Source organism: Vibrio sp. 1078-1 (genome assembly GCF_033340475.1).
The window spans coordinates 1-518 of the sequence record NZ_JAWOWM010000905.1; the positions used below are offsets into that span (position 1 = coordinate 1).

The 518-nt window shown below is 46.3% G+C and carries 1 protein-coding gene; it reads left to right on the top strand.

Annotation, left to right across the window (positions count from 1 at the left end; genetic code table 11):
* Positions 1–518: 5'-nucleotidase C-terminal domain-containing protein (locus R7190_RS30760; RefSeq protein ID WP_318138327.1), on the top strand; the 518-nt coding region annotated here is incomplete at both ends.

Below are 518 nucleotides of genomic sequence, written 5' to 3' on the forward strand. Positions count from 1 at the left end.
GCCATTGTGTGCTTGAGTTTGACGAGAATGGCCAAGCAACCATGTTGAATGGTCAAAATGAATTACTGTTAGGACGCCGTATTTTCTGGGATTCAACATTGAATCAACAATTGGACCAAGGCGTATTTGAAACCGCTTGTGATTTTATTCACGGCCAACCAAATGTTGTGGTCTGTAAGAAACACCCAGAAACTCAAGCTATTTTGAGCGATAAATACATACCTCGTGTGCGTGCCTTGCAATCGCAGGTGATCGCTCATGTGGAAAGCAAAAAGCGTCATGTCCGTATTCCGGATGAGTTGGGCGGAAGTGAACTTGCCGGTGCGGTCGCTCGCTCTTTCCTTCATAGCTTAAATAAACGCGGGCACAACGTTCAATTTGCAATTCATAATGCAGGTGGCGTTCGTACTTCACTCAATCCAGGTGATATTACAGTGGCAGATGTTGCCGGACGATTATTGCCTTTTGCCGTGCCGATCGGGTTTTACGATGTGAAAGGTGCGGTTATTCGCCGAGCT